The organism is Leucobacter chromiisoli (genome assembly GCF_016522505.1).
GTDB classification, from domain to species: Bacteria; Actinomycetota; Actinomycetes; order Actinomycetales; family Microbacteriaceae; genus Leucobacter; species Leucobacter chromiisoli.
On sequence record NZ_JAEHOH010000001.1, the window covers coordinates 475355 to 501933 of the forward strand.

Below are 26579 nucleotides of genomic sequence, written 5' to 3' on the forward strand. Positions count from 1 at the left end.
ATTCTCGATTATGTGTGTGATCGGGGGATCATGTGGGAGGATCGAGGCCGGAGGGGCCCCTGGGGGCCACATCAGATGTGTTTCATCAGATGTATAAGTTAGCATTTCGAGCGATGAACACGCTCACAGCTTCCCACCCCCTCGTCGACGGGCGCACGAGCGCCGCTCCGCTCGTCCGTGCACTTCGGGGCGATCGTCCCGAGCGGATGCCGGTCTGGTTCATGCGCCAGGCCGGACGGTCGCTCCCCGAGTACCGGGCGATCCGTGCGGACACCCGCATGCTCGACGCCTGCCTCGACCCCGCGCTCGCGAGCGAGATCACGCTGCAGCCCGTCCGCCGCCACGGCGTCGACGCCGCCGTCTTCTTCAGCGACATCGTCGTGCCCCTGCTGCTCGCGGGCGTGGAGGTCGACCTGGTGGCCGGCCGCGGGCCGGTCTTCCCGCACCCGGTGCGCACTGCGGCGGACGTCGCCCGCTGCCGCGCGGAGTTCGGCGCGGATCGGCTGAGCGAGGCGCTGGAACCGGTGCGCGAGGCGGTGCGGCTCACGGTGGCCGAGCTGGGGGCGACGCCCCTGATCGGATTCGCGGGCGCCCCGTTTACGCTCGCCGCCTACCTCGTGGAGGGCGGTCCGTCGCGTGATCACCTGCGCGCCCGCACGCTGATGCACGCCGACCCCGAGACCTGGCGGGAACTGCTCGACTGGGCGGCCGAACTCAGCGGCGCCTTCCTGGAAGCGCAGGTGCAGGCGGGGGCGAGCGCTGTGCAGCTCTTCGACTCGTGGGCCGGCTCGCTGAGCGTCGCCGACTACCGCGAGCGCGTGGCGCCGGCCTCGCGCCGCGCCCTGGAGCCGGTGCAGCGGATCGGCACCGTGCCCTCGATCCACTTCGCGGTCGGCTCCGGTCACCTGCTCGAAGAGCTCGCGGCGGTGGGCACGAGCGCCGTGGGCGTCGATTGGCGCACGCCGCTCGACGAGGCGAGCCGCCGGCTCGGCGACGCGGTGCCGCTGCAGGGCAACCTCGACCCCGCCTATCTGGGCGCGCCCGAGGACACCCTGAAGGCGCACCTCGAGGACGTGCTCCAGCGCGGTTCCCGTGCGCCGGCCCACGTGCTGAACCTCGGGCACGGCGTGCCGCCCGAGACCGATCCGGCGGTGCTGACGCGCATCGTCGAGCTCGCGCATGAGCGCTGAACGGTCTCGTCGTATCGCCGTGATCGGCGGAGGGGTCTCCGGGCTCACCGCGGCCCGAGAGGCCGCGCTGATCGGGGGATCCGGGACCGAGGTCTCGCTGCTCGAGGCGGCGGATCGTCTGGGCGGCCGGATCCGGCGCGAGACCCTCGCGGGCGTGCCGATCGACATCGGGGCCGAGGCGTTCGCGACCCGCGGCGGCGGTGTGGCCGAGCTCCTCGCCGAGCTCGGGATCGAGGCGGAGATCGTGCCGCCGGCGAAGCTCGGCTCATGGGTGATCGCCGGCGCACGGGCCGTGCGGCTTCCCGCGGCCGGCACGGCGGGGATCCCGGCCGAGCCGCTCTCCCGGGAATCGCGTCGCGCGCTCGGCCTCCCGGGCTCCGTGCGGGCCGCCGCCGAGCGCCTGCTGCCGCGGCGCGTCGGAGCGAGGAGCGAGAGCCTCGCCGAACTGGTCCGCGTCCGCCTCGGCCGCCGCGTGCTCGAGCGGCTGGTGGGACCCGTGGTGCTCGGCGTGCACTCCACCGACCCGTCCCGGCTCACGCTCTCATCGATCCCCGGCCTCGCCCAGGCTTACGCCCGACGGGGCTCGCTCGTGGTCGCGGCCCGCGAGCTGCGCGACGGCGCATCCGCTGCCGGAGGCGCGGTCGCGGGCCTGCGCGACGGGATGACGACGCTCACCGACGCCCTCGCCGCCGAGCTCGGGCGCCTCGGGGTGAAGGCGCGCACGGGCGTCGCCGTCGAGCGGATCGAGCGCCGCGCCGGAGCCTGGGCGCTGCTGGACGCCGAGGGGCGGGAGCTCGACCGCGCCGAGGGGGTCGTCCTCGCGGTGCCCGAGGAGGCCGCTCGGACCGTGCTCGGAGCCCCGGCCGCGGAGGAGGCCTCCTCCCGGGTCGAGGTCGTGGCGCTCGCGCTCGAGGAGCCGCTGCTCGACAGCGCTCCCCGCGGCACGGGAGCCCTCGTCGCGGGCACCGGCGACGGCGTCCGGCGCGGGATCGCCGCCAAGGCGCTCACCCACGTGACCGCGAAGTGGCCGGAGCGGGCGCGCCGCGCGGGAAGCGGCCTGCACCTGCTCAGAGTCTCCTACGGACGCGCCGGGAGCCCCCCGGAGACCGCGGGCCTCGGCGACGCCGCCGTGCAGCGCATCGCGCTGAACGACGCCTCCCGGATCCTCGGCGTGGAGCTGCGCGCGGAGTCGCTGCGCGGCATGGTGCGGAGGGAGTGGCGCACGAACGCGCCGCCGGGAGCGCGCGGGCGCGAGGGTTCGGTCGACCCGCCGCTCGCCGCCCCTCCGGGCACCGTGCTCATCGGCGACTGGGTGAGCGGCACCGGCCTCGCGTCGGTGATCCCCGCCGCCCGCGCCGCCGCCAGACAGCTGCTCCACGCCCCGAACGACGAAGGAACATCACGGACATGACCCACCACGAACGCTCTGCAGACACCGCCGGACGGGTGTTCCGGGCCACGGGACCGACCCCCGCCAGGCCGGGTCTCATCCGGATCGGCACGCGCGGCAGTGCTCTCGCGGTCGCGCAGACGACGACCGTCGGGGAGGCGATCGCCGCCGCGACCGGTGCCGAGGTGGCCCTCGTCATCGTGACGACGCAGGGCGACACGTCGCGTGCGCCGCTCTCGCAGCTCGGCGGCACCGGCGTGTTCGTCAGCGCGCTGCGCGACGCCCTGCTCGCGGGGGAGTGCGACGTCGCCGTGCACTCGCTCAAGGATCTGCCGACGACGCCCTGTCCCGGCATCGCGCTCGGCGCCGTCCCCGTGCGCGCGGACGCCCGCGACGCGCTCTGCGCGCGGGACGGACTGACGCTCGCGGAGCTGCCCGAGGGCGCCCGCGTCGGCACGGGCTCGCCGAGGCGCGCGGCGCAGCTCCTCGCCCGCCGGCCCGACCTCGACGTGCAGGATCTGCGGGGCAACGTCGACACGCGCCTCGGGCGCGTGGGAGCCGACCTCGATGCCGTCGTCCTCGCCGCCGCCGGCCTCGACCGGATCGGCCGGGAGCACGCGATCACCGAGCGCTTCTCGCTCGCCGACGCCCCCGCTGCCCCGGGCCAGGGCGCGCTCGCGATCGAGGTGCGCGAGGAGGACGCCGCGCTGCCGCCCTACGCCGAGGCGCTCGCCGCGCTCGACGATCCGGAGGCCCGCGCGTGCGCGCTCGCGGAGCGCGCACTGCTCGCCGCGCTCGAGGCGGGCTGCGCGGCTCCCGTGGGCGCCTGCGCCGAGGTGTCCGGCGACGTGCTGCGGCTGCGGGGAGCGGTGTACCGCCTGGACGGTTCCGGGCGGCTCACCGCGGAGGGCGAGACCCTCTGGGGCCCCGGATCGGACGCGGAGACCGACGGGAGCGCCGGCGGAGCGGGATCCGAGCCCCTCGCGCTCGGCCGCGCCGTCGCCGCCGAGCTGCTCGAACGGGGCGCCGCCCGGCTCGCGCCGCTCGGGGGCGCCTGATGGGCGCGCTCGCCGACGCCGCGGAGGATCCCGGGCCCCTCCGGGGGGTCCGGATCCTCGTCCCCCGCGGTGGGGGCGCCGGAGCGCGCGCCTCGGCGTCGATCCGCGCGCTCGGCGGCGTCCCCCTGGAGGCGCCCCTGATCGAGATCGTCCCGCCCTCGGAGCCGGGGCCCCTGATCGCCGCCGCCGAGCGGTGGAACCTCGGCGAGTACGACTGGCTCGCCGTCACGAGCGCCAACGGCGCCGCGGCCGCGGCCGACGCCGGCGCTCGTCCGCGGCCGGATCGACGCGTCGCCGCGGTCGGCCCGGCGACGGCCGAGGCGCTGCGGGCTCGGAGCTTCGAGGTCGCCGCGGCGCCCGAACGGGACTACTCGGGCTCCGGCCTCGCCGCCGCCCTGCTCGACGTGATCGGTCCCGCCTCCGGGCGTCCCTCCCGGATCCTGCTGCCGCTGTCCGAGATCGCCGACGACACCCTCGAGCGCGCGCTGCGCGACGCCGGGCACTGCCCCGAGCGCGTCACCGCCTACCGCACGATCCCCGCGCCGCCCGCGACCGAGGCGGAGGCCGCCGTGGCCGACGGCGTCGTCGACGCGATCCTGGTCACCAGCGGCTCCGTCGCGCGCGAGGTCGCCCGACGCTTCCCCGCGCTCCCGGCCGCCGTCGTGCTCGCGGCGATCGGCGAGCCGACGGCCCGAGCGCTCGAGCGCTGCGGGATCCCCGCCCACGTCGTCGCCGACGAGCACACCGTCCCGGGCCTGCTCGCCGCGCTCGCGGCGGCGCTGAAGCCCGCGAGCACGGATCCCGCGGCGACCGCCCGCGACGCCCCCGGCCCCGCAGGCCGGCACTCCGCTCCTCAGACCTCCGAACCCGCAGAAGGGAACGACCCATGATCCACACCCCGACCGTCCGCCCGCGCCGTCTGCGCGCCACGCCCGCCATGCGCCGCCTGGTCGCGGAGACCAGGCTGCACCCGGCCGAGCTGATCCTGCCCCTGTTCGTGCGCGAGGGGATCGCCGAGCCGCGGCCCATCTCCTCCATGCCCGGTGTGCATCAGCACACCCTCGACTCGCTGCGTCGCGCAGCGGCGGAGGCCGCCGAGGCCGGCCTCGGCGGGGTGATGCTCTTCGGCGTGCCCGAGCGGCGCGACGCCAGCGGCAGCGCCGCCGACGACCCCGACGGGATCCTGAACGCCGCGACCCGCGCGGTCGTCGACGAGGTCGGTGACGCGCTCGTCGTGCAGACCGACCTCTGCCTGGACGAGTTCACCGACCACGGCCACTGCGGCGTGCTCGGCGGTTCGGGCGAGGTCGACAACGACGCGACGCTTGTGCGCTACCGCTCCATGGCGCTGGCCCAGGCGCGCGCCGGTTCGGCGATGCTCGGGCTCTCGGGCATGATGGACGGCCAGGTCGCGGCGGTGCGCGACGCCCTCGACGAGGCCGGCCACCGCGAGACCGCGCTCCTCGCGTACGCGGCGAAGTACGCGTCGGCGTTTTACGGCCCCTTCCGAGAAGCCGTCGACTCGCAGCTGAGCGGAGACCGCCGCGGCTACCAGCAGGATCCCGCGAACCGCAGGGAGGGGCTCCGGGAGGCCGAGCTCGACCTCGCGGAGGGCGCGGACGTGCTCATGGTGAAGCCGGCGATGAGCTACCTCGACGTGCTCGCCGACGTCGCCGCGACGAGCCCGGTGCCGGTGTGGGCCTACCAGGTGTCGGGTGAGGCGGCGATGATCGAGGCGGCCGCCGCGAACGGGTGGATCGACCGCCGGCGCGCGATCGAGGAGTCCGTGCTCGGCATCAAGCGGGCGGGGGCCGATGCCGTCCTGAGCTACTTCGCGACGGAGATCGCGGGGTGGATCCGATGAGCGCGGCCGTGTCCACCGCCCGCAGCGCCCGGCTCGCCGAGCGCGCGGGCCGCGTCATCCCCGGCGGGGTGAACTCGCCCGTTCGCGCCTACGGCTCGGTGGGCGGCACGCCGCGCTTCCTCGTGTCCGGTCGCGGCCCCCTCGTCACCGACGTCGACGGCAACGAGTACGTCGACCTCGTCGCCTCCTGGGGCCCCGCCCTGCTCGGGCACGCCCACCCGGCGGTCGTCGACGCCGTGCAGGCCGCCGCGGGCCGGGGGCTCGGCTTCGGCGCCTCGGTGCCGGAGGAGGCCGAGCTCGCCGAGGAGATCATCGCGCGCGTCCCGGTCGTCGAGCGCCTCCGTCTCGTCTCCACCGGCACCGAGGCCACGATGACGGCGATCCGGCTCGCCCGCGGCGCTACCGGGCGCCCGCTGCTCATCAAGTTCGCCGGGCACTACCACGGCCACTCGGACGGACTGCTCGCGGAGGCGGGCTCGGGCCTCGCCACGCTCGCGATGCCCGGTTCCGCGGGCGTCACCGCCGAGACCGCCGCGCAGACCCTCGTGCTGCCCTACAACGATCTGCCGGCGCTCGAGGCTGCCTTCGCGGAGCACGGCGACCGGATCGCCGCCGTCATCGCCGAGGCCGCGGCCGCCAACATGGGCGTGCTGCCGCCCGCGCCCGGGTTCACCCGGGCCATGATCGAGCTCGCGCACCGTCACGGCGCGCTGGTGATCCTCGACGAGGTGCTCACGGGCTTCCGCGCCGGGCCTTCCGGCTATTGGGGCATCGAGTCCGCTGCAGCGTCTGCCGGCCGCGACGCGTCCGGCGGTATCGTCTCGGGGGGCGCCGGGGATGGGGATGTCGGTCACGGGGGCGCCGCTCCCGATCTCCTGACCTTCGGCAAGGTCGTCGGAGGCGGGCTGCCGCTCGCCGCGCTCGGCGGACGCGCCGAGCTGATGGAGATGCTCGCCCCCCTGGGGCCGGTGTACCAGGCCGGAACCCTCTCGGGGAACCCGCTCGCGGTGACCGCTGGCCTCACGACCCTGCGGCACGCCGACGCCGCGGCCTACCGGAGCCTCGGGCACGCCGCTGACGCGATCGCGGGAGCGGTCGCCTCCGAGCTGAGCGCGGCGGGCGTGCCGCACCGCGTGCAGCGCGCCGGAACCCTGTTCAGCGTGCTCTTCGGCGAGTTCGCCGAGGTGCCGCGCACCTACGCCGACGTGCAGCGGCAGAACACGGCCGCGCACCGGGCGTTCTTCCACGCGATGCTGGACGGCGGCGTCAACCTGCCGCCGAGCGCCTTCGAGGCCTGGTTCGCGACGGCGGCGCACGACGACGCCGCGATCGCGCGGGTGGTCGAGGCTCTGCCGGCGGCCGCCCGCGCCGCGGCGACGGTCTAGCGGCGGCGCTGCGGCATTCCGGGGACGTCGCGCCCCGCGGCATAGCGGGGCGCGGTCGAGGATCGTGCCCCGCGTCCCCGAGAACGCGGCGCGTTCCCCCTCTTACACCCGCGCCACCAGCGCGTTCACCGCGGAGGTGAAGAACCGCAGGCCGTCGAGGCCCGAGCGCATCGCATCGGCGGTGTCGGGCCCGAAGCCGGCCTCGACTGCGTGCTCCGGGTGGGGCATGAGACCGACGACGTTGCCCGCCTCGTTCGTGAGGCCGGCGATGTCGTTCAGCGATCCGTTGGGGTTGACTCCCGCGTATCGGAACGCGACCAGCCCGTCGCCCTCGATGCGCTTCAGCGTCTCGTCGTCGGCGATGTAGCCCCCGTCGCCGTTCTTGAGGGGGATGATGATCTCCTCGCCCTGCTCGAACTCGCGCGTCCATGCGGTGTCGGCGTTCTCGACGACCAGACGCTGGTCGCGGCGGATGAACTGCTGGTGCGCGTTGCGGATCAGCCCGCCGGGGAGCAGGTGCGACTCCACGAGCACCTGGAAGCCGTTGCAGATGCCGAGCACGGGCATGCCCGTGCTCGCAGCGTCCACGACCTCCGTCATGATCGGCGAGACCGCGGCGATGGCCCCGGGGCGCAGGTAGTCGCCGTAGCTGAAGCCGCCGGGCAGCACGACCGCGTCGACGCCCTGCAGGTCGTGCTCGGCGTGCCAGAGCGCGACGGGCTCGGCGCCCGCCATGCGGATGGCGCGCTGCGCGTCGCGGTCGTCCAGGGAACCCGGGAAGGTGACGACGCCGATACGGGGCGACATCACTCGGCCTCGCCGTCGACGGTGATGGCGACGACGTCCTCGATGACCGAGTTCGAGAGGATCTCGTCGGCGACCTGACGGGCCTCGGCGAGCACCTCGTCGGTGACGGGGCCGTCGACGCTCAGTTCGAAGCGCTTGCCGATGCGGACGTCGTGGAACTTGCCGTGCCCGAGACGGTCCAGTGCGCCCGAGGTGGCCTTCCCCTGCGGGTCCAGCAGCTCGGCCTTGGGCATGACATCAACAACAATCGTGGGCACCCGGGATCTCCGTTTCTCGTGTGAGGATCTCTCCAATTCTCGCACACGGAACCGCGCGGGCAGGAGGGCCGCGAGATCCCTCGCCGCTCTCTCAGTCGAGCCGGGCGAGCAGCGCCCCCGCGGCGATCGCGATGACCGCGGCCACCGCGATCGCCGCAGCGGTGAAGAGGAGCACTCGGGCCGCCGGCCCGCGCCGCGACGGCGCCGACGGAGGGGCGGGCACGGGCTCGGTATCCGGCCCGAGGGCGATCTCCAGGCCGGGATCCTGGCGCCGGGCGATCGCCGCGTGCTCCGTCATCCAGGCGATCAGATGGGGATAGGCGCTCGGATGCTCGGCGATGCGGTCCCAGAGCGCGGGGTGCTGCTGAGCGATCTCGGCGAGCCACGCCGCCGAGGTGGCGGGATCGCCGAGCATCGCCGAAGCGGCCTGCTCGTCGATGGGGGAGAGGATCATGGAGCTCCTGGGGCGCCTGCGGGCGCGGGTGGCGGGGGGTGACGCGGGGAATCCGGCGCTCAGCGCTCGAGGCCGGTGAGGCGCGTGTAGAGCTCGCGGTAGCGCGCGTAGGTGCGCTCGACGATCTCGTCGGGCAGAGCGGGCGGCTCGCCGGTCCCGTCCCAGTGCGCCCGCAGCCAGTTCCGCACGATCTGCTTGTCGAAGCTCGCGAGACGCTCGGCGCGGTCCCTGCTCGTGTCGGCGTACGCCTCCGCGTCCCAGTAGCGGCTGGAATCGCTGGTCAGCACCTCGTCGGCGAGCACCAGTGCGCCCGTCTCGGGATCCCGGCCGAACTCGAACTTCGTGTCGGCCAGGATCACGCCGCGCTCGGCCGCGAGATCCCGAGCCGCGGTGAAGATGCGCAGCGAAGCGTCGCGCAGAGCGGTGGCGACCTCGACGCCGACGAGCTCGACGCTCCGCTCGAAGGTGATGTTCTCGTCGTGCTCGCCCAGCGGAGCCTTGTACGCCGGAGTGTAGATCGGCGTCTCCAGCAGGTCGCCGTCCTCGATGCCGGAGGGGAGCTCGATGCCGCACACCGCGCCCGTGCGCTGGTACTCGGCGAAGCCCGAGCCGGTCAGCGCTCCGCGCACCACGCACTCGATGGGGTGCATGTCGAGGCGGCGGGTGACCATCGCGCGGTCGGCCACCTCCTCCGGCACGGCGGGCGCCCCGGATCCCTCACCCGCGAGGTGGTTCGGCAGGTCGATGCGCTCGAACCACCAGTTCGACAGCGCGGTGAGCAGCGCGCCCTTGCCCGGGATCGGCGGTTCGAGCACGTGGTCGAACGCACTCACCCGGTTGCTCGCGACCACGAGCAGGTGGGCGTCCGATCCGTCGGCAGGCACGTACAGATCGCGCACCTTGCCGGAGTAGCGGTGCAGCCAGCCGTCGAGCTGCGGGGGCGTCGTCGAGTTCGTCACCGGACCATTCTCGCATCCGGGGAGGGAAGGGTGGGATCGCGGGTGAAAGGATGCTGACGAGTCCGTGTCCTGAGGCTGGTTGTCAGTGCCGAGCACTAAGCTGAAAGCGAGAATCATGGGAGGGCTATGATCCCGCTGGGACCGGTGGTAGCGCGGAAGCGGATGGCCGCAACGCGCTCCTCTGTGTGGTCGCTGATCGTCGACGCGGAACGACGCGAGGCATGGTGGCCCGAGTTGGAGCTCGAGCCGCGCCTCGGCGGATCCGTGGCCGAGCGCTGGTCGGAGGGCGAGGGCCCCGATCGCGTCGCCCGCGACGCCTCGGGCGAGGTCGACGTGTTCGTCGACGGGCACGCCATCGGTTTCCGGTGGTCGGAAGCCGGCGACGAGCGCCCCACCGCCGTGCTGATCACGCTCCGCTCGCTCGAGGAGGGCACGGCCGTCGTCGTGACCGAGACCGGGTTCGACGCGCTGCCGGGAGCCTCGGCGCGGGCCGCCGCCTCCGCTGAGGGGTGGCAGGTGCTGATGCAGGATCTGGAGACCGCCGCCGAGGCCGCCTCCGGGCAGCAGGAGGATCCGGAACCCCGAGAGGATCGAGGCTCGGAGGCGGTGGCGGAGGAGTCCGCTGGCGTGGGGCCCTCCGTCGAGGAGCCCGCCGCCGAGGAGCCCTCTGTCGAGGATCCCGCCGAAGGACCGGGCGCCGAGGAACTCGCTCCTGAAGGGCCGGGCGCCGAGGAACTCGCTCCTGAGGGCCCGGGCACCGAGGTGCCCGAAGCCGAAGAGCGGAGCGCCGACGTTCCCGACGCCATGGAATCCTCCACGGAAGCCCCTGCCGCCGGGGAATCGACGGAGCCCGCCGTGGAACCGGGGGAATCGACGGAATCCGGAACCGTGAGCGACGGGACGCCCCCGACGCCCGCCGATGCCGTCGACCCCGAGGAGGCCCGGCCCACGGTCGAGGCCGGCTCCGAGGGGTCCGCATCGGACAGCGGTGGCTCGGCGGGTTCCGCGTCGGACGCCGGTGGCTCGGCGGGGTCCGCGACGGACGCCGGTGACGGCTTGGACGGCGACGCCTGGGACGAACTGGGATTCGACGATCTCATCCGCGGGAGCGGGGACGATCGAGGGCGGTAGTCGCCGACCGCACTCGGGGGCTCGTTGCGCTCATCCGTTCGAGCGACGCGCTCAGCCGCTCGAACGAGGTGATCGGCCGCTCAGGCGACGCGCGCGGCGATATCGGTGCGGTGTTGCCCGCCCTCGAGCCCGATGAGATCGACGGCCCGATAGGCGCGCTCCCGGGCCTCCGCGAAGTCCGTTCCCCGCGCGACGACGCCCAGCACGCGCCCGCCCGTCGCGATCCAGCGCCCCTCGGCGTCGCGCTGGGTCGCGGCGTGGACCAGGTGCACACCCGGCACCTCGGCGGCGGCGTCGAGCCCGGTGATCTCGCGTCCGGTCACCACCTCGCCCGGATACCCCTCGCTCGCGACCACCACGATCACGGCCGCGTCGTCGGAGAACCTGGGCGCCGGCTGCGCCTGCAGCGTGCCCGAGGCCGCCGCGAAGAGGTAGCTGCTGAGCGGGGATTCGAGGCGCGGCAGCACGACCTGCGTCTCGGGATCGCCGAAGCGGGCGTTGAACTCGATGACGCGCACGCCCTTCGAGGTCACGATGAGGCCGCAGTAGAGCAGCCCGATGAAGGGAGTGCCCTCCGACTCGAGCTGGCGCACGGTCGGCAGCGCCACGGTGTCGGTGATCTGCTCCACGAAGTCGTCGGCGACCCAGGGCAGCGGCGAGTAGGCGCCCATGCCGCCGGTGTTGGGGCCTTCGTCACCGTCGAAGATGCGCTTGTAGTCCTGCGCGGGGCTGAGGGCGACGACGTCGTGACCGTCCGCGAAGAAGAAGAGGGAGACCTCCTGGCCGTCGAGGAACTCCTCGACGAGCACGTCGCCGTGCGGAGCCCACGTGGCGACGTGCTCGAGGGCGGCGTCGCGGTCCTCGGTGACGAGCACCCCCTTGCCGGCGGCGAGCCCGTCGGCCTTCACCACGTACGGGGCGCCGAACTCGTCGAGCACGTCGCCGGCGGCCTCAACCGTCTCGACGCGCACCGCGCGGCCGGTGGGAACGTCCGCCTCCGCCATGATGCGTTTGGCGAACGCCTTCGACCCCTCGAGTTCGGCCGCCGCCTTCCCCGGGCCGAACACCGGCACTCCGCGCTCGCGGAGGGGATCGGCGACACCCGCGACCAGCGGGGCCTCGGGGCCGATGACCACGAGGTCGAAGCCCCGCTGCTGCACGAAGTTCGCGACGGCCACGGGATCGGTGAACGCCAGCTCGGGCGTCTCCACGCCCTCCGCGGCGACACCTGCGTTTCCCGGCGCGCAGACGATCTCGTGCCCCGCCTCCTCGGCGAGGAGCGCGCGGACGATGGCATGTTCACGGGCTCCCGGGCCCAGCACGAGGATCTTCACGATTCCCAGCCTACCTTTCCGGCGTTCGCCGCGTCCCTCCGCGTCCTCCAGGTGCATCGAACCTCCACGGTCGCATCGAAACCCCCGCAGTTGTGATGCGACCGCGGAGCAAGCATGCTTTCTCGACGGACGGCGACGGCGACGGCGACGGGCGGGCGGCAGGCGGCAGGCGGCGCCGAGCCCGGCGGTAGGGTGGTGGCATGGCGAAGCGCAGGATCTCCGAGGAGGACGGCAGAGCGGCGCTCGCCGCCGCGCTGGGGGGAGACACCGGCCGCCCCGTGATGGCCGCCGCCGTGCGCTACCTGCTCGAGGAGCTCGCGGAGCGGGCGCCCGGCAACTCCGTCGAGGTGCGCGTGCCGCCGTTCGGGGCCACCCAGTGCGTGACCGGTCCGCGTCACACGCGCGGCACGCCGCCGAACGTGATCGAGACCGATCCGGCGACCTGGATCGCGCTCGCCTCGGGCGATCTCGACTGGGAACGGGCGCTGCGCGACGGCCGGGTGATCGCCTCGGGATCACGGGCCGATCTCGACGGCCTGCTCCCGCTGGTGCGATCTCGCCCGAGCGCGGGAACCCCGAGCGCGGGAACTGCGGACGGAACGGTGGATCTCGGATTCGCCGGTCCCGACGGCGATGACCGCGGCCCGGCGCGGTGACATCGGACCGCGCTGGCGCCGAACCGCGGTGGTGCCGCACCGCGGTGACGTCGCGACGCTGACGTCGCACGGCGGTCGGGCGGAACCTCAGCGTGGGCCTGCGAGAATAGGGGGCATGAGCATCTCCGATCCCGCCGGTCGTCACGAACCGGCAACCGCGCCCGAAGCCGAGGTTCCCGAGCAGGCGCCACTCGCGGCCGAGGTCGGGGATCCCGATCCCGTGATCGAGGAGACCGAGCTCCAGGTCGGGCTGCAGCGGTCCGTCAGGTATTCACGGGTGATTCTCGGCGGGGCCGTCGTCGGAGCCCTGATCGCCGCGCTGATCAGCCTTTTGTTCCCCATCGAAGAGGGAGCCGAGTACACGATGGGGCAGGTCGTCGGCTTCATGCTCCTCATCGGGGCCGCTCTCGGTCTCGCGGTGGGGGGTGTTTTCTCGCTGATCCTGGGTATGATCGCGAAGCGGCAACGCGGCACGGGCGTCGCGATCCAGGCCGACATGCGGTGAGCGAGAAGCTCGCCGAATCTATCGAACGGAGTCTGCTCCCATGATCCAGGGACTGAGCGGTGCGCACCTCATCGTCATCGTTTTCATCATCGTCCTGCTGTTCGGTGCCCCGAAGCTCCCCGCGCTTGCGAAGAGTCTCGGCCAGTCGCTGAAGATCCTCAAGAAGGAGGTCGGCGGAGACGAGTCGGGCGAGACCCCGGCGGCTCCCGCGGCCGCCGCCCCGGCCTCCGCGACCACCGCCCCCGCGACCTCGGCCGGCACGGCCGCTCCCGCCGCCGCGAGCGCCGCTGCCGCGGATGCGGACCTTCCGACGACCGGCCGCCCGGGTGACGTGCGATAATGGCCGGACATCAATGATGGGAGCGTTCTAGCTATGTTCGGAAATATGACGGGGCCAACCCTCATTGTCATCGTCTTCATCGTGCTGCTGCTGTTCGGCGCGCCGAAGCTGCCGGGGCTCGCGAAGAGCCTGGGGCAGTCGATGAAGATCCTGAAGAAGGAGGTCGGCGGCAGCGACGCCGATGCGAAGGGCGATCAGGGCGGCGAGGGTGTCGCGAACTCCTCGGACGGTTCCGGCGATGCCACTCCCGGCGGCACCGCTCCCGGCGGCACCGCCACCGGCAACCCGCCCCGGAACGATCAGGGCAACTCCGACAGGCCGTAGCGCTCCGATAGCCGCGAAGAAGGCCCCCGACCTCGGTCGGGGGCCTTCTTCGCGCGCCCGGGAGGGAGTCCCGAGGCTTCTCCCGATCCCGATCCCGACCCCGATCCCCGCCTCGCCGGCGCCTCCGGCGCGGACCCTAGCTCTCCTGCGTCGCCTCGACCCAGGAGAGGTACTCCTCGTCGACGTTGCCGGCGATGTACTCACCGGTGAAGCAGCTCTGCTCGAGCTCCGTGACGTGATCCTGCCCCTCGAGAATGGCGCGGTTCATGCCCTCGACGCTCAGGTAGATCAGGTGATCGGCGCCCAGGCCCTCGGCGATCTCGGCCGGGGTGCGGCCGTGCGCGATCAGCTCGGAGCGGGTCGGCATGTTGATGCCGTAGACGTGCGGGTAGATCACCGGCGGGGCGGCGGAGGCGAAGATCACGGACTTCGCGCCGGCGGTACGGGCCATCTCGACGATCTCGCGCGAGGTCGTGCCGCGCACGATCGAGTCGTCGACGATCAGCACGTTCTTGCCCGCGAATTCGGTGCTCATGGCATTGAGCTTCTGGCGCACGCTCTTCTTGCGCACGGCCTGGCCGGGCATGATGAAGGTGCGGCCGACGTAGCGGTTCTTGAAGAAGCCCTCGCGGTACTCGATGCCGAGCTTCTGCGCGACCTGCATGGCGCTGGGCCGCGCTGAATCGGGGATCGGCATCACGACGTCGACGTCGACGCCCTGCAGCTGCTCGGCGATCTCCTCGGCGAGCACGTCGCCGAGGCGCAGCCGGGCGTCGTACACCGAGATGCCGTCGAGCACCGAGTCGGGGCGCGCGAGGTAGATGTACTCGAAGGCGCAGGGCACGAGTTTCCGGGCCGCGGCGCACTGGCGCGACTTCATCGAGCCGTCGGGGGAGATCATGATCGCCTCGCCGGGCTCGACGTCGCGCACGATCTCGTAGCCGCCCGATTCGAGCACGAGCGACTCCGAGGCGACGACCCACTCGTCCTGGCCGTTCTCGGCCTTGCGGCGCCCCAGCACGAGCGGCCTGATCCCGAACGGATCGCGGAACGCGAGCAGACCGTAGCCGGCGATCATCGCGATCGCCGCGTAGGAACCCTCGACCCGCTCGTGGACCCTGGCGACCGCGTCGAAGACCTGCTCGTCGTCGAGCTGCAGCCCGGTGATGCCCGCCTGCAGCTCGTTCGCGAGCACGTTCAGCAGGAGCTCCGTGTCGGAGTGGGTGTTCAGGTGGCGGCGATCCACGTTGAACAGCTCGGCGGTGAGCTCGCGCGTGTTCGTGAGGTTGCCGTTGTGCACCAGAATGATGCCGTAGGGGGCGCCGACGTAGAAGGGCTGCGCCTCCTCCTCGCGGGCGGCCGAGCCGCGGGTGGCGTAGCGGACGTGCCCGAGGCCGACGTTGCCGAGCAGCTGGCGCATGTCGCGGGTGCGGTAGGCCTCGCGCACCTGGCCGTTCGCCTTCACCATGTGGAAGCGGTCGCCGTCGACGGTGGCGATGCCGGTGGAGTCCTGGCCTCGGTGCTGAAGCAGGAGCAGGCTGTCGTAGACCTGCTGGTTGACGGGCTCGGACGAGACGATGCCGACGATGCCGCACATGCTGTGTGTTTGCTCCCTGAGAAGTCGGGTGTGCCCGGGGAAACGGGCCTCTCCAAGTCTCCCACACCCCCGGCCGCTTCGCGCACGTGCAGGGGCCTGCGATGGTCGCTCCGCAGCCCGCACTCAGGCAGGGCGCTCGGGAGGCAGCCGCGGGTCGCCGTGTGGCGGCCCTGTAGACTGTCGGAGTGAGCGAGAACTCGTCGATCTATGCCCAGGCCGGGGTGGACACCGCCGCCGGCGACGTTGCCGTCGAGCTGATGAAGTCGGCTGTGGCGCGCACTCAGGGGCCCGAGGTGCTCGGCGGGGTGGGCGGCTTCGCCGGGCTCTTCGACGCCTCCGCGCTGCTGGGCTACCGACGGCCGCTGCTGGCCTCCTCGACCGACGGCGTCGGCACGAAGGTCGCGATCGCGCAGGCGATCGACAAGCACGACACGATCGGGCAGGATCTCGTCGCCATGGTGGTGGACGACATCGTGGTGGTCGGCGCGAAGCCGCTCTTCATGACCGACTACATCGCCTGCGGCAAGCTGGTGCCCGAGCGCATCGCCGACATCGTGCGCGGGATCGCCGGGGCGTGCGAGGCCACGGGCACGGCGCTCGTCGGCGGCGAGACCGCCGAGCACCCGGGTCTGCTCGGCCCCGATGAGTACGATGTGGCCGGCGCGGCGACGGGCGTGGTCGAGGCGGAGAGGATGCTCGGCCCGCAGCGCGTGCAGCACGGCGACGTCGTGCTGGCGATGGCGGCCTCCGGCCTGCACTCCAACGGGTTCTCGCTGGTGCGCCACATCCTCGCCGAGCGGGGCGTCGGCTACTCCGATCGCACTGCCGAGCTCGGCACGAGCTACGGCGAGGCGCTGCTCGAACCGACCGCGCTGTACACCGCTCCGCTGCTCCGCGTGCTCGAGGACGCCGAGCTCGACGGCGCGGTGCACTCCCTCAGCCACGTGACCGGCGGCGGGATCGCCGCGAACCTCGCCCGCGTGCTGCCCGTCGGCGCGTGGACCGAGATCGACCGCTCCACCTGGTCGCCGCTGCCCGTCTTCCGCCACCTCGCGGAGCTCGGCGGGCACAGCCTCGGCAGCCTCGAGGACGCCTGGAACCTCGGCGTCGGCATGTTCGCGGTGGTCGAGGAGCGACGCGCGGACCGCGTCGCCGAGAAGCTGCGCGCCGAGGGTCTCGAGACGTGGCAGGTCGGCGCCGTCTCCACCGGCGCACGCGATCTCGCGGGGTTCGAGCAGGGCGCCAAGGGGGTCGACGGCGGCGCGGTGCGTCTCGTCGGCGACTACGCGGCCTAGATCCCATGGCTGAAGAGATCGGGATCAGACCCGCTCGCACGGCCGACGTGCCGCGCATCGTCGAGCTGATGGCACCGCTCGTCGAGCGCCGGATCCTGCTGGGCAAGGATCTGGTGGTGCTCTACGGCTCGGTCCCGGAGTTCCTCGTCGCCGTCGACGCCGAGGATCGCGTCGTCGGGTACGGAGCGGTGCACGTGATGTGGGAGCAGTTGGGCGAGGTGCGCACGCTGGGCGTGGCCGAGGAGTGGCTCGGACGCGGGGTGGGCCACCGCCTGCTCGCCGCGCTCGAGGATCGGGCGCGCGAGCTCGGCCTGACCCAGCTGTTCTGCCTGACCTTCGAGGTCGACTTCTTCGGCCGGCACGGCTTCGACGCCGTGAGCGAGAACGCCGAGCTCGTCGCGGCGGACGTCTACGCCGAGCTGCTGCGCTCGACCGACGAGGGCGTGGCCGAGTTCCTCGACCTGGCGCGGGTGAAGCCCAACACCCTCGGCAACACCCGCATGCTGAAGCGCCTCTAGCTTCGCGCGGGTGCGCGAGTCTGCCGCCGATCGTCGGCGGCGAGCGTTACGCTGTCGCCATGTCGACGCTGCGTAACCCGGTGGGGCCGAAGGATCGGAAGGTGTACATCCGGCGGCGCCTGTTCGTGCTGCTCGGTCTGCTCGCGCTGATCGCGGTGGTCGTGCTCATCGTGGTGAAGCCGGGCTCCAGCGGCGGGGCGCGAGGCGCGGGCGAGGTCTCCGTGCCCGGCGACATCGCCGCCTCGGAGGAGCAGCCGGACGAGGAGGAGGACGCCGACGAGCCGCCCGCCTGCTCCGCGGGTCAGCTCGCCGTGACCCCGATGACGGACGCGCAGAGCTACGCCGAGGGCGTGCAGCCGCAGCTCTCGCTGAGCGTCGAGAACACGGGCGACGCCGCCTGCTCGACCGACCTCGGCACAGCCGGCATGCAGTTCGCGATCTCGAGCGGCGACGACGAGGTGTGGCGCGCGAGCGACTGCATGGAGGAGCCCGACCATCGCAACGTGATCCTGGAACCGGGCCAGCCGCTCGAGACCGAGCCCCTCACCTGGAACCGAGAGCGCAGCAGCCCCGATACCTGCGGGATTACGCGTGAGCCCGTCACTGCGGGCGGCGCCTCCTACCATCTGCGGGTCGCCGTCGGCGAGGTACAGGGCGCGGGAACGGCGCAGTTCCTGCTGTACTGATCGAACGGTCCGCACGACGGCGCGGCGCGGCCCGCCGGCGCAAAGCCACTTAACCCGGCCCCACGGGAGAGGAAAGAGTGCCACCATGTGCCCATGGGCCACTTGGTATACGACGGCGCAGCCGAGTACGAGATCGAGGACCGCATGCTCGCCCACCTGAAGGCGGCGGTGGGGATCAAGCTCCGGCGGCAGGAGTGCTTCTTCATCAGCTGGGCGAACCCCGTCGAGAGGGGAAGCGGCCGGATATCGGTGTGGGTCTCCCCGCACATCCCGCTCGTGTTCCGGTTCTCCGGCAGCCGGCCTCCCGAGCTCAATCCCGCGTGGATCGACGTGATGAACCGCCTCGCCAACACGCCGCGCGGGCTCATCATGATCTCCGAGCAGGACGCGGAGCGGATCGCCGCGTAGGATCCGACAGGGGAGGTCGAGGCCGCGCGGGCGCGCGCTGCTCGCCGCTGCGGCTCACCCCCTAACATGGTGGGAGGGCCCCGTCCTGCCGCGTCGAGCCGGCGTACCGGGGAACTCGGGCGTGAGCCGCCGCAGTCGTCGTGGACCGTGATGGGAGCAGCATGGGTGAGAACCCCTCGCAGGGTGATTCCGGCCGGGGTGAGGGGGCGCACGCGAGCGCAGCAGTGCCCGAGAGCGCAGCAGCGCCCGACGCTGCCACCGGCCCGCTCGCCGGGATCCGCGTCGCCGACTTCTCGCGCGTGCTCGCCGGCCCGCACGCGACGATGATCCTCGCCGATCTCGGAGCCGACGTCATCAAGATCGAGAGCCCCGAGGGCGACGGCACCCGGCAGTGGCGCCCGCCGGTGAACGCGGTGGGGCAGAGCACCTACTTCGCGGGTGTCAACCGCGGGAAGCGCTCGGTGGTGTGCGACCTGCGATCCGAGGACGGACTGGCTCGCGCGCGGCGGCTCGCCCGCTCCGCCGACGTGGTCGTCGAGAACTTCAAACCCGGCACGATGGATCGCTTCGGCCTCGGGTACGCCGAGGTGTCGGCGGTCAATCCGGGCGTCGTGTACTGCTCGATCTCGGGCTTCGGCGACGCGGCGGGGGCCGAGCTTCCCGGCTACGACCTGCTCGTGCAGGCGGTCGGAGGGCTCATGAGCATCACGGGGGCGAGCGACGACGACGGCGGGGAGCCGACCAAGGTGGGCGTCGCGCTCGTCGACGTGCTCACGGGGCTGAACGCGGTGATCGGGATCCAGGCCGCGTTGCGTGCGCGGGATCTGCCGCCTGCCGAGCCGCGCGGGAGCGGCGAGGCCGGGGCGACCCCCACCGAGCCGCGCGGGAGCGAGGCGAGGGGCCGGGGTCAGCACGTCAAGGTGACGCTGCTCGGCTCGCTGCTCTCCGCGCTCGCGAACCAGGCGTCCTCGACGCTCGAGACGGGGACGTCCCCGGGGCGGATGGGCAACGCGCACCCGTCGATCGCGCCGTACGAGACGCTCGCCGCCCGCGACCAGGCGATCGCGCTGGCCGTGGGCACGGACGGTCAGTTCTCGCGGCTGTGCGAGGCGCTCGGGATCCCCGACCTCGCCGAGGATCCGCGGTTCGCCGACAACCCCTCGCGCGTGGCGCATCGCGCCGAGCTCCGCGCCCTGCTCGAGGAGCGCCTGGGGGAACGGCCCGCGGACGAGTGGATCGGCGAGTTCACCGCGCGGAGCATCCCTGCCGGGCGGGTGAACACGATCGGGCAGGCGTTCGAGCTCGCCGATTCGCTCGGTCTCGGTGCGGTCGCCGAGACCGCCGCCGTGGGGCCGGACGGCGAACGGCGCACCCTGCGCTCGGTCGCGACCCCCATCTCGCTCTCCGAGACGCCGGTCGGCACGCGGCTGCCCCCGCCGGCGCTCGGCGCCCACGACGACGCGGACTGGCTGCCGCGCCCCGAGCCGTCCCCATCCCGAACCGCCCAGAAGGAGCAGGAATGACCACCACCATCGACCAGCTGTTCGACGTCGCGGATCTCGTCTCCGCCGAGGAGCGCGAGTGGCAGCTGCGGGCGCGCGAGTTCGCGCAGACCCGCATCCGGCCGATCATCGACCGGGCGTTCGAGGAGCGGCGCCTGCCGGCGGAGCTGCTGCCCGAGGTGGGCGCATTCGGCGCCTTCGGCATGTACATGGAGGGCTACGGCCTCCGAGGCGCCTCCTCCGTGGCGTACGGCCTGGTGGCGATGGAGTTCGAGGCGGTCGACTCGGGGTTCCGCACAGCGCTCTCGGTGCAGGGATCCCTCGCCATGGGGGCGATCTACAAGTTCGGCTCCGATGAGCAGAAGGAGCGCTGGCTGCCCGCGATGGGCCGGGGCGAGGCGATCGGCTTCTTCGGGCTGACGGAGCCGCAGGGCGGATCCGACCCGAACACGATGGTCACGACGGCCCGTCGCGACGGCGGCGAGTGGGTGCTGAACGGCCGCAAGCGCTGGATCGGCCTCGCCACGATCGCGCAGGTGGGCGTGATCTGGGCGAAGGATGACGAGGGCGTCGTGCGCGGCTTCGTCGTGCCGACGGATACGCCGGGCTTCCGCGCGACCGCGATCGAGAACAAGCTGTCGATGCGAGCCTCGCTGCAGACCGAGATCGAGCTGAACGACGTGCGCCTGCCCGCCGACGCGATCCTGCCGGGTTCGCGGGGGCTCTCCTCGCCGTTCAAGTGCCTCAACGAGGCTCGTTACGGCATCGCCTGGGGCGTCATGGGCGCGGCGCGATCCTGCCTCGAGGTCGCCGTGCGACGGGCCCAGACCCGCGAGGTGTTCGGGGCGCCCATCGGCGGGAAGCAGATCATCCAGGCCAAGCTCGCCGACATGTTCGTCGAGTACGAGAAAGGGCTGCTGCTCGCGCTGCACCTCGGCCGCCTCAAGGACGCGGGCAGACTCACCCATGGCCAGATCTCGGTGGGCAAGCTCAACAACGTGCGCGAGGCGATCAAGATCGCGGGCACGAGTCGCGCGATCCTCGGCGGCGACGGCATCACCGACGACTTCCCCGTGATGCGGCACATGGCGAACCTCGAGTCGGTGCGCACCTACGAGGGCACCGACGAGGTGCACCAGCTGGTCATCGGGCGCGAACTCACGGGGATCGCCGCGTTCTAATGTGCAGGAGGGGCGTGCGCGGGGCGTGCGCTCAGGACGATGCGTGCGCCCAGCACGCTGGCCGCCGCCGCCATGCCGCCCCTCGGGCTGCTGGTCGCCCTGCAGATCGCCGCGATCCCCCTCAACGCGCTCGTCGGGTCGATCGCCGCATTCGGCGAGGAGATCGGCTGGCGCGGCTGGCTGCTCCCGGCGCTGCGGCCGCTCGGAGCGTGGCCCGCGCTGCTGCTGAGCGGAGCGATCTGGGGGCTGTGGCACACGCCGGTGATCCTGCTCGGATACAACTTCAATCGCACCGACTGGAGCGGCGTCGCGCTCATGACCGTCGGCGCCGTCGTCTGGGGCGTGCTGTTCGGCTGGGTGCGTCTGCGGAGCGGGTCCGTCTGGCCCGCGGTGCTCGGTCACGCCGCGCTCAACGCCTCGGCGGGATTGCTCATCTGGCTGCCGGCCGCCGGCGAGCCGATGGAGATGGCGCTCGTGAACCCGCTCGGCGTCTCGGGGTGGATCGTGGTGGCGGCCGTCGTGCTGATCCTCCTGCTCACCCGGCAGTTCGGGCCCGAGCCCGAGCTCGCTCCGAAGCGCGTCGCAGGCCGACGCCCCTCGGCGCCGTCCGCGACCCCCGGTGCTCCGGACGATCCCCGGGCCGCTGAGAGCGGCTCGGGGCTACCGCCCGGGGAACCAGAAGCCCGGTAGTACGGCGAGCATCGCCTCGCGCAGCATCTCGCGACTGCAGTCCTCGCGCCGCAGCCACACCCCGATCGCCCCGACCAGGCCGGAGGCGATGAAGCTCGCGACGACATCCCGGTCGATGGTCGGATCGAGCGGTCCGCCGCCCTCCGGCTCGCCGAGGAACGCCCGCGCCGACTCGGCGAAGTGGGCGGCCAGCACGTGGCCCGCCGTGCTGTCGTGAGGGCTCGCGAAGGCCGTCTCGTAGATGTCGCGGAACCGCTCGATGTGGTCGAGCACCTCGGTCATCGTCGACTGGAACACCGCGCGGGGATCGCTGCCGGGCGTCGCGTAGCCCTGCAGCCGCTCCCGCACCGGATCCAGCTCCTGCGCGAGCAGCGCCTCGAGGGCCTCGGCGGGCGAGGTGAAGTGCTTGTAGAAGGTGGCGCGGTTGATGCCGGCCGTCTCGGTGAGCTGCGAGACCGTGATCTCGGACACCGAGGCCTCGGAGGCCAGCTCGGCGATGGCGCGATCCAGCGCCGCGCGCGTGCGCACCACTCGTGCGTCGGTCATGCGATGTCCGCCTTACTCTCTGAACTCTCTGAACTCCCGGGCTTCGGGGCTCCCGGTTCGGTCGCAGTCCGCCTCCGCCGTCACGTCGTGCGCGGTCGGAGCCACCAGTCGGGGGCGCAGCCGACCAGCGTACGGACGAAGTACTCCCGGTCGGGATCTCCGTTCAGCACCCACGACTTGATCGCCCCGACGATGCCGTGGGCGAAGAAGCGCGCCGCGGTGTTCGGCTCCAGCTCGAGCACGCGCGGGTCGACCTTCGAGCGGCTCTCGAGGAACGGGTGCACCGTGTCCGTGAAGAAGTCGCACAGCAGGTTCTGGGCGACGCCGTCGTGAGGCGTGGCGATCGCCATCGCGTACACGTCGCGGAAGCGCTCCACGTGATCGAGCACCCCCTGCACGCAGTTGCGGTACGCGTCGACCGGGTCGACGTCGGGCGACGAGAAGTCGGCCGAGAAGCGGTCGCGGACCGGCCCCAGCTCGGCCTGCAGGAAGGATGCGAGCGTCTCGGAGGGGGAATCGAAGTGCTTGTAGAAGGTGGCGCGGTTGATGCCCGCGTCCTCGGCGAGCTGCGAAACGGTGATCTCGGTCACCGGGGCCTTCGCGGCGAGCGCCGCGATGGCCCGGTGCAGAGACGCGCGCGTGCGCAGTACCCTTGCGTCGGTCATGTCTCGTTTCCCTTGAAGAACTTCCTGCCGCGGAGGGCCGGTCGCTCTCCGCGGTCCGCCCGAGGGCGGGGAACCCGTTCCCGTCGACCATCCCGTCGAGGCGGGGCCCGGATCCGTCGTCTAACGTCACAACGTTACCGGACCGCTGCACGGCGTGCTGGGAGATTTTTCACGAATCCCCAGGTCGGGAGGGGAACTGGGTGTTCACCCAGCGAACCCCAGGTGTTTACCCGGCCCCTCGCATGTGCTGCCGCGAGAATCGCCCGATGGGCGTAGCGTGGGGGTATGGAACCAGCAGAAGTACGGGGCTCGGAACGGGGTGAGCGCACCTACGTGCTCGACACCTCGGTGCTGCTGAGCGACCCGCGGGCCCTGTTTCGATTCGCCGAGCACGCCGTGGTGCTGCCCGTGGTGGTGATCAGCGAACTCGAGAAGAAGCGGCACGATCCGGAGATCGGCTACTTCGCGAGGCGCGCGCTGCGTCTCCTCGACGAGCTGCGGGAGCAGCACCTCCGGCTCGACTTCCCCGTTCCCGTGGGGGACCAGGGCGGCACCCTGCGGGTCGAGCTCAATCACGGCAGCGACGAGGTGCTGCCGAACGGGCTCAGACTGGGCGACAACGACACGCGTATCCTCGCCGTGGCGCAGAACCTCGCCGCGGAGGGGCTCGACGTCACGATCGTGTCGAAGGACCTGCCGATGCGCGTGAAGGCGGCCGCGATCGGCCTCGGCGCGGAGGAGTACCTCGCCGAGCAGGTCGGCGACGACGTCTATACGGGCGTCGCCACCCTGGAGCTCGACGAGGAGCGGATGGGCGAGCTCTGGGACGACGAGCGCCTGACCGACGTGCCCGAGGTGCACGGGCTGCCCCACGGCACGGGCCTGATCCTGAACTCGCCGCGCGGGCACGCCCTCGGGCGCGTCGACGGGGAGGCATCGGTGCGGCTGGTGCGCGGCGATCGGGAGGTCTTCGGCGTCTCCGGACGCAGCGCCGAGCAGCGGCTCGCCATCGACCTGCTGCTCGACACCCGGGTCGGCATCGTCTCGCTCGGGGGCCGGGCGGGGACGGGTAAATCGGCGCTCGCGCTCGCCGCGGGTCTCGAAGCGGTGCTCGAGCGCCAGCAGCACCGCCGGATCATGGTGTTCCGGCCGCTCTACGCGGTGGGCGGCCAGGAGCTGGGGTACCTGCCGGGCGACCAGCAGGAGAAGATGAACCCTTGGGGTCAGGCGGTGTTCGACACGCTCGGGTCGATCGTCTCGCAGAACGTGCTCGACGAGGTGGTGGCGCGCGATCTCGTCGAGGTGCTGCCGCTCACGCACATCCGCGGCCGCTCGCTGCACGACGCCTTCGTGATCGTCGACGAGGCGCAGTCCCTCGAGCGCGGGGTGCTGCTGACGATGCTCAGCCGGATCGGGCAGAACTCGCGGGTGGTGCTGACGCACGACGTCGCCCAGCGCGACAATCTGCGGGTCGGCCGCCACGACGGCGTCGCCGCGGTCATCGAGAAGCTGAAGGGCCACCCGCTCTTCGGGCACGTGACGCTCACCCGCTCGGAGCGCAGCGAGATCGCGGCCCTCGTCACCGAGGTGCTGGAGGATTCGGGGCTGTAGGGCTCACCGACGGCCCGCAGGCCGGCCGCCGGACTCCTGGGCCGCTCAGCGAGCCTGCCTCGATGCCCGGCGCTCGCGCATCACGGCGTCCACGCGATCCCGCACATCGGGCCAGAAGGTGTCGGCCCATACCTCGTAGCCGCGATCGTTGGGGTGGAAGGCGTCGCCCGCGAATTCGGTGAGGATCCCGAGCAGCCCGCGGCGCCGGGTCGCCGCGTGGATCGGCACCACCCTCAGCCCCCGCGCCTCGGCGAGCTGGTGCAGGATCCCGTTCGCCTCGGCGACCTTCCGCTCGTTCCTCGGGAAAAAGAAGCACGGGAGCTCGCCCACGATCGTGTGCCGCGGGACGGCGTCGAGGATGCGGCCGAGGTTCCGGTGGAAGGCCACGGGGTCCCACATCGCGATGTCGTTCGCCCCGATGGAGACGGTGACGAGGTTCGGGTGCTGCGCGAGCGGCTTCTCGGCGCGGGGCAGCTGGTCGCGCGCGCAGAGGAAGGTCGTGGAGCCCGAGACGCCGAGGTTGACCACTCGCGCCGGTGCGCCCGTGTAGGCCTCGATGCGGTCGGCGAGCTGCCCGACGTAGCTGCGCCCCGGCGTCGACGCCCCGATCCCCTGGGCGGTCGAGTCGCCGATCGCGAGGTAGAAGAACTCGCCCTTCTGCTTGCGGCGCTCGCGCCACCATGCGGCCGTGACGGGTTGCATCTCGGCGAGCTCCATGAGCGGGCGGTTCGCCCGGGCGTAGAGCCCGTTCCAGCCCAAGCGGCGGGCGAACATGGCGGTGAGGGAGAGGGCGAGCGCGCGGGCGCCCGCGACGGGGGACTGGCCAGGCATCACGCCCATAAGCGTAGCGGGGCCCGGGACCCGCGCGGATCCCGGGCCCCGCCCGCGTTCGAAGAACCTGTTCGCGTCTACTCCGCGGGCGACTCGCTCCAGTCGGAGGCGTACTCGCGAACCACGGAGACCGTGGAGCGCTGGTTCGGGTCGTTGAGGTGACTCTCGAGCCAGACGTTCACAGCACCCGCGCCGTTGTCCTGGAGGCGCTGCAGCGGCTCCTCCATGAGGGTGTAGGCGAAGGCGAACTCGACCGTGTCGCCCTCGACGAGGGGCTGCCCCAGATCGAGGATCCACTGCCGAGCCGATGATACGAGAGGCTGCTCGGTGAGGGACGCACCGGTGAAGGGCGACCCGTTGAGCGTCACCTCGGCGGCCACTCCTGCGATCGCGCCCGAGTCGAACGACAGCAGGAAGGTGGCGTTGGCGGGAGTCGGGTTCGGGCCGACCGAGACGGCTCGAGCGGTCTCGATGGTGCGAACCTCCCCGTCCTGAGTGGGAACGGTGCCGGCCGTGTGCGACTCGAAGTGGACGCCCCACGGGGTGGCGGGCTCGATCTCCGGCGGCGTGCCAGGCCAGGAGTTGTTCGACGTGTCGGCGTCACCGGACAGGCCGAGGGCCCACACGCTCGGCGTGTAGCCGTCGAGGTGGTCGTTCGGGTACTCGACGCCGGTGTTCATATCGGGGAAGGTCACGACGACGGCGCCGGTACCCGGCGTCATGTAGTCGGCGCCAGCCGGAACCGGGTGGTTGACGACGAGGGTGTACGTGGTGACGTTGCCCGAGACGCTGGGGGACAGGGGCACCGGGGAGGACGCGCCCTCAGGCCCGACCTGGGCGGCGGTGCCGAGATCGAACACGCGGTTGTCGACCGAGACCGTGACCGTCGTGCCGGCGGGAGCGTCGGAGGCGCCCGGGTTGCCGATGGCGAAGCCGTCGCCGGTGGAGACGGAGATCCGTTCCGTGAGGGCGTCGTTGAAGAATGAGAAGCCCCAGCCCCGTTGGAGGCCCTGGATCTCGATATCGAAACCGGCGGTGGTGGCCGAGACGGCGGGGACGGCGGTGGCGACCGCGATCACCGGAGCCGCCCACGCGGCTCCCTTGAGCACGGTGCGGCGGTCGAGGGAGGGGAGAGCGGTTCGCGATGCGGACGGTTCAGTCATGGGATCGGGAGGACCTATCGATGAGGGGCTGGGAAGCCGATGTAACGATTCTGGAACGAGGCAACACTACCACCCCTTCAACCACCCCCTATGAACTTGACAGAACGCGCTCTTAATGTCTTCATAACGCGCGGAAGGGGGCCGGGATCCGCACGGATCCCGGCCCCCTTCTCTGGGACGCGCTACTTCGCTACGCCGGGGTGCGTCATCGAGAGAAGAACGAGCGCCAGGT

Annotated in this window: 28 protein-coding genes and 1 pseudogene; 19 read left to right on the forward strand and 10 right to left on the reverse strand. The window is 72.4% G+C overall.

Going from position 1 to position 26579, the window contains the following annotated elements; translation table 11 throughout:
• The first annotated feature begins 113 nt into the window (after positions 1 to 113).
• The 6 genes from hemE to JD276_RS02080 are packed head-to-tail and all read left to right on the forward strand — an operon-like array spanning position 114 to position 6887.
• Positions 114 to 1190 (forward strand): uroporphyrinogen decarboxylase, encoded by a 1077-nt coding sequence (gene hemE, locus JD276_RS02055; protein WP_200113288.1) that lies wholly within the window; start codon positions 114 to 116, stop codon positions 1188 to 1190.
• Positions 1180 to 2601: a protoporphyrinogen oxidase gene (hemG, locus tag JD276_RS02060; RefSeq protein WP_200113296.1), complete on the forward strand. Its 1422-nt coding sequence runs from the start codon at positions 1180 to 1182 to the stop codon at positions 2599 to 2601. The genes hemE and hemG overlap by 11 nt, the downstream gene beginning before the upstream one ends.
• Positions 2598 to 3638 (forward strand): hydroxymethylbilane synthase, encoded by a 1041-nt coding sequence (gene hemC, locus JD276_RS02065; RefSeq protein ID WP_200113305.1) that lies wholly within the window; start codon positions 2598 to 2600, stop codon positions 3636 to 3638. Before hemG ends, hemC begins: the two co-directional genes overlap by 4 nt.
• Positions 3638 to 4528 carry a uroporphyrinogen-III synthase gene (locus JD276_RS02070; RefSeq protein WP_200113307.1) on the forward strand — a complete coding sequence of 297 codons (891 nt, stop codon included), beginning with the start codon at positions 3638 to 3640 and terminating at the stop codon, positions 4526 to 4528. The genes hemC and JD276_RS02070 overlap by 1 nt, the downstream gene beginning before the upstream one ends.
• Positions 4525 to 5502 (forward strand): porphobilinogen synthase, encoded by a 978-nt coding sequence (hemB, locus tag JD276_RS02075; protein ID WP_200113309.1) that lies wholly within the window; start codon positions 4525 to 4527, stop codon positions 5500 to 5502. The genes JD276_RS02070 and hemB overlap by 4 nt, the downstream gene beginning before the upstream one ends.
• The gene (locus JD276_RS02080) at positions 5499 to 6887 is read left to right on the forward strand and encodes a glutamate-1-semialdehyde 2,1-aminomutase (RefSeq protein WP_200113311.1); all 1389 of its coding nucleotides are present in this window, start codon (positions 5499 to 5501) and stop codon (positions 6885 to 6887) included. The genes hemB and JD276_RS02080 overlap by 4 nt, the downstream gene beginning before the upstream one ends.
• 102 nt (positions 6888 to 6989) lie before the next feature.
• Here JD276_RS02080 and purQ read toward each other — a convergent pair whose 3' ends face one another.
• The 4 genes from purQ to JD276_RS02100 form a co-directional block, all read right to left on the reverse strand.
• Positions 6990 to 7694 carry a phosphoribosylformylglycinamidine synthase subunit PurQ gene (purQ, locus tag JD276_RS02085; protein ID WP_200113313.1) on the reverse strand — a complete coding sequence of 235 codons (705 nt, stop codon included), beginning with the start codon at positions 7692 to 7694 and terminating at the stop codon, positions 6990 to 6992.
• The gene (gene purS, locus JD276_RS02090) at positions 7694 to 7951 is read right to left on the reverse strand and encodes a phosphoribosylformylglycinamidine synthase subunit PurS (RefSeq protein ID WP_200113315.1); all 258 of its coding nucleotides are present in this window, start codon (positions 7949 to 7951) and stop codon (positions 7694 to 7696) included. The genes purQ and purS overlap by 1 nt, the downstream gene beginning before the upstream one ends.
• A gap of 91 nt (positions 7952 to 8042) precedes the next feature.
• A complete protein-coding gene (locus tag JD276_RS02095) occupies positions 8043 to 8405 on the reverse strand; it encodes a variant leucine-rich repeat-containing protein (protein ID WP_200113317.1) in 363 nt (120 codons plus the stop codon).
• A gap of 59 nt (positions 8406 to 8464) precedes the next feature.
• Entirely contained in the window at positions 8465 to 9364 is a 900-nt protein-coding gene (locus tag JD276_RS02100) for a phosphoribosylaminoimidazolesuccinocarboxamide synthase (RefSeq protein WP_307866404.1), read from the reverse strand.
• A gap of 162 nt (positions 9365 to 9526) precedes the next feature.
• On the opposite strand from JD276_RS02100, the gene JD276_RS02105 reads away from it, so the two are divergent.
• Positions 9527 to 10495: an SRPBCC family protein gene (locus JD276_RS02105; protein ID WP_200113326.1), complete on the forward strand. Its 969-nt coding sequence runs from the start codon at positions 9527 to 9529 to the stop codon at positions 10493 to 10495.
• Positions 10496 to 10575: 80 nt separating this feature from the next.
• Here JD276_RS02105 and purD read toward each other — a convergent pair whose 3' ends face one another.
• Positions 10576 to 11829 carry a phosphoribosylamine--glycine ligase gene (gene purD / locus JD276_RS02110; protein ID WP_200113328.1) on the reverse strand — a complete coding sequence of 418 codons (1254 nt, stop codon included), beginning with the start codon at positions 11827 to 11829 and terminating at the stop codon, positions 10576 to 10578.
• 200 nt (positions 11830 to 12029) lie between these two features.
• On the opposite strand from purD, the pseudogene JD276_RS02115 reads away from it, so the two are divergent.
• The 4 genes and pseudogenes from JD276_RS02115 to JD276_RS02130 all read left to right on the forward strand — a co-directional run.
• Positions 12030 to 12377, forward strand: a pseudogene (locus JD276_RS02115) (sterol carrier family protein); the annotation flags it as partial.
• 223 nt (positions 12378 to 12600) lie between these two features.
• A complete protein-coding gene (locus JD276_RS02120) occupies positions 12601 to 12990 on the forward strand; it encodes a hypothetical protein (RefSeq protein ID WP_200113332.1) in 390 nt (129 codons plus the stop codon).
• Between the two features lie 40 nt (positions 12991 to 13030).
• Positions 13031 to 13330, forward strand: a complete 300-nt coding sequence (tatA, locus tag JD276_RS02125) for a twin-arginine translocase TatA/TatE family subunit (protein WP_200113334.1) — start codon at positions 13031 to 13033, stop codon at positions 13328 to 13330.
• A gap of 45 nt (positions 13331 to 13375) precedes the next feature.
• Complete coding sequence (locus JD276_RS02130) at positions 13376 to 13654, forward strand: twin-arginine translocase TatA/TatE family subunit (protein ID WP_372432805.1); 279 nt, start codon at positions 13376 to 13378, stop codon at positions 13652 to 13654.
• Between the two features lie 136 nt (positions 13655 to 13790).
• Here JD276_RS02130 and purF read toward each other — a convergent pair whose 3' ends face one another.
• Entirely contained in the window at positions 13791 to 15251 is a 1461-nt protein-coding gene (gene purF, locus JD276_RS02135; protein WP_200113350.1) for an amidophosphoribosyltransferase, read from the reverse strand.
• A gap of 185 nt (positions 15252 to 15436) precedes the next feature.
• On the opposite strand from purF, the gene purM reads away from it, so the two are divergent.
• The 7 genes from purM to JD276_RS02170 all read left to right on the forward strand — a co-directional run bounded on the left by purM (position 15437) and on the right by JD276_RS02170 (position 21531).
• The gene (gene purM / locus JD276_RS02140) at positions 15437 to 16546 is read left to right on the forward strand and encodes a phosphoribosylformylglycinamidine cyclo-ligase (RefSeq protein WP_200113352.1); all 1110 of its coding nucleotides are present in this window, start codon (positions 15437 to 15439) and stop codon (positions 16544 to 16546) included.
• A 5-nt stretch (positions 16547 to 16551) separates the two neighbouring features.
• Positions 16552 to 17064, forward strand: a complete 513-nt coding sequence (locus JD276_RS02145) for an amino-acid N-acetyltransferase (RefSeq protein ID WP_200113354.1) — start codon at positions 16552 to 16554, stop codon at positions 17062 to 17064.
• A 59-nt stretch (positions 17065 to 17123) separates the two neighbouring features.
• Positions 17124 to 17750 (forward strand): hypothetical protein, encoded by a 627-nt coding sequence (locus JD276_RS02150; RefSeq protein WP_200113356.1) that lies wholly within the window; start codon positions 17124 to 17126, stop codon positions 17748 to 17750.
• Positions 17751 to 17843: 93 nt separating this feature from the next.
• On the forward strand, positions 17844 to 18158 hold the full coding sequence (locus tag JD276_RS02155; RefSeq protein WP_200113358.1) for a DUF7882 family protein: 315 nt from the start codon (positions 17844 to 17846) through the stop codon (positions 18156 to 18158).
• Between the two features lie 161 nt (positions 18159 to 18319).
• Complete coding sequence (locus JD276_RS02160; protein ID WP_200113360.1) at positions 18320 to 19681, forward strand: CaiB/BaiF CoA transferase family protein; 1362 nt, start codon at positions 18320 to 18322, stop codon at positions 19679 to 19681.
• A complete protein-coding gene (locus JD276_RS02165) occupies positions 19678 to 20841 on the forward strand; it encodes an acyl-CoA dehydrogenase family protein (protein WP_200113369.1) in 1164 nt (387 codons plus the stop codon). The genes JD276_RS02160 and JD276_RS02165 overlap by 4 nt, the downstream gene beginning before the upstream one ends.
• Before the next feature lie 39 nt (positions 20842 to 20880).
• Entirely contained in the window at positions 20881 to 21531 is a 651-nt protein-coding gene (locus tag JD276_RS02170) for a CPBP family intramembrane glutamic endopeptidase (RefSeq protein ID WP_200113371.1), read from the forward strand.
• On the opposite strand, the gene JD276_RS02175 is transcribed toward JD276_RS02170, so the two are convergent.
• Both JD276_RS02175 and JD276_RS02180 read right to left on the reverse strand, forming a co-directional pair.
• On the reverse strand, positions 21502 to 22077 hold the full coding sequence (locus JD276_RS02175) for a TetR/AcrR family transcriptional regulator (RefSeq protein WP_200113372.1): 576 nt from the start codon (positions 22075 to 22077) through the stop codon (positions 21502 to 21504). The genes JD276_RS02170 and JD276_RS02175 overlap by 30 nt on opposite strands.
• Positions 22078 to 22157: 80 nt before the next feature.
• Entirely contained in the window at positions 22158 to 22742 is a 585-nt protein-coding gene (locus tag JD276_RS02180) for a TetR/AcrR family transcriptional regulator (protein ID WP_200113374.1), read from the reverse strand.
• A gap of 285 nt (positions 22743 to 23027) precedes the next feature.
• Between JD276_RS02180 and phoH2 the strand changes: the two genes are divergently transcribed.
• Positions 23028 to 24353, forward strand: a complete 1326-nt coding sequence (phoH2, locus tag JD276_RS02185; protein ID WP_200113376.1) for an RNA 5'-3' helicase PhoH2 — start codon at positions 23028 to 23030, stop codon at positions 24351 to 24353.
• 45 nt (positions 24354 to 24398) lie between these two features.
• On the opposite strand, the gene JD276_RS02190 is transcribed toward phoH2, so the two are convergent.
• Positions 24399 to 25184: an SGNH/GDSL hydrolase family protein gene (locus JD276_RS02190; RefSeq protein WP_233615171.1), complete on the reverse strand. Its 786-nt coding sequence runs from the start codon at positions 25182 to 25184 to the stop codon at positions 24399 to 24401.
• 77 nt (positions 25185 to 25261) lie between these two features.
• On the reverse strand, positions 25262 to 26347 hold the full coding sequence (locus tag JD276_RS02195) for a hypothetical protein (protein WP_200113380.1): 1086 nt from the start codon (positions 26345 to 26347) through the stop codon (positions 25262 to 25264).
• Positions 26348 to 26579: the final 232 nt, after the last annotated feature.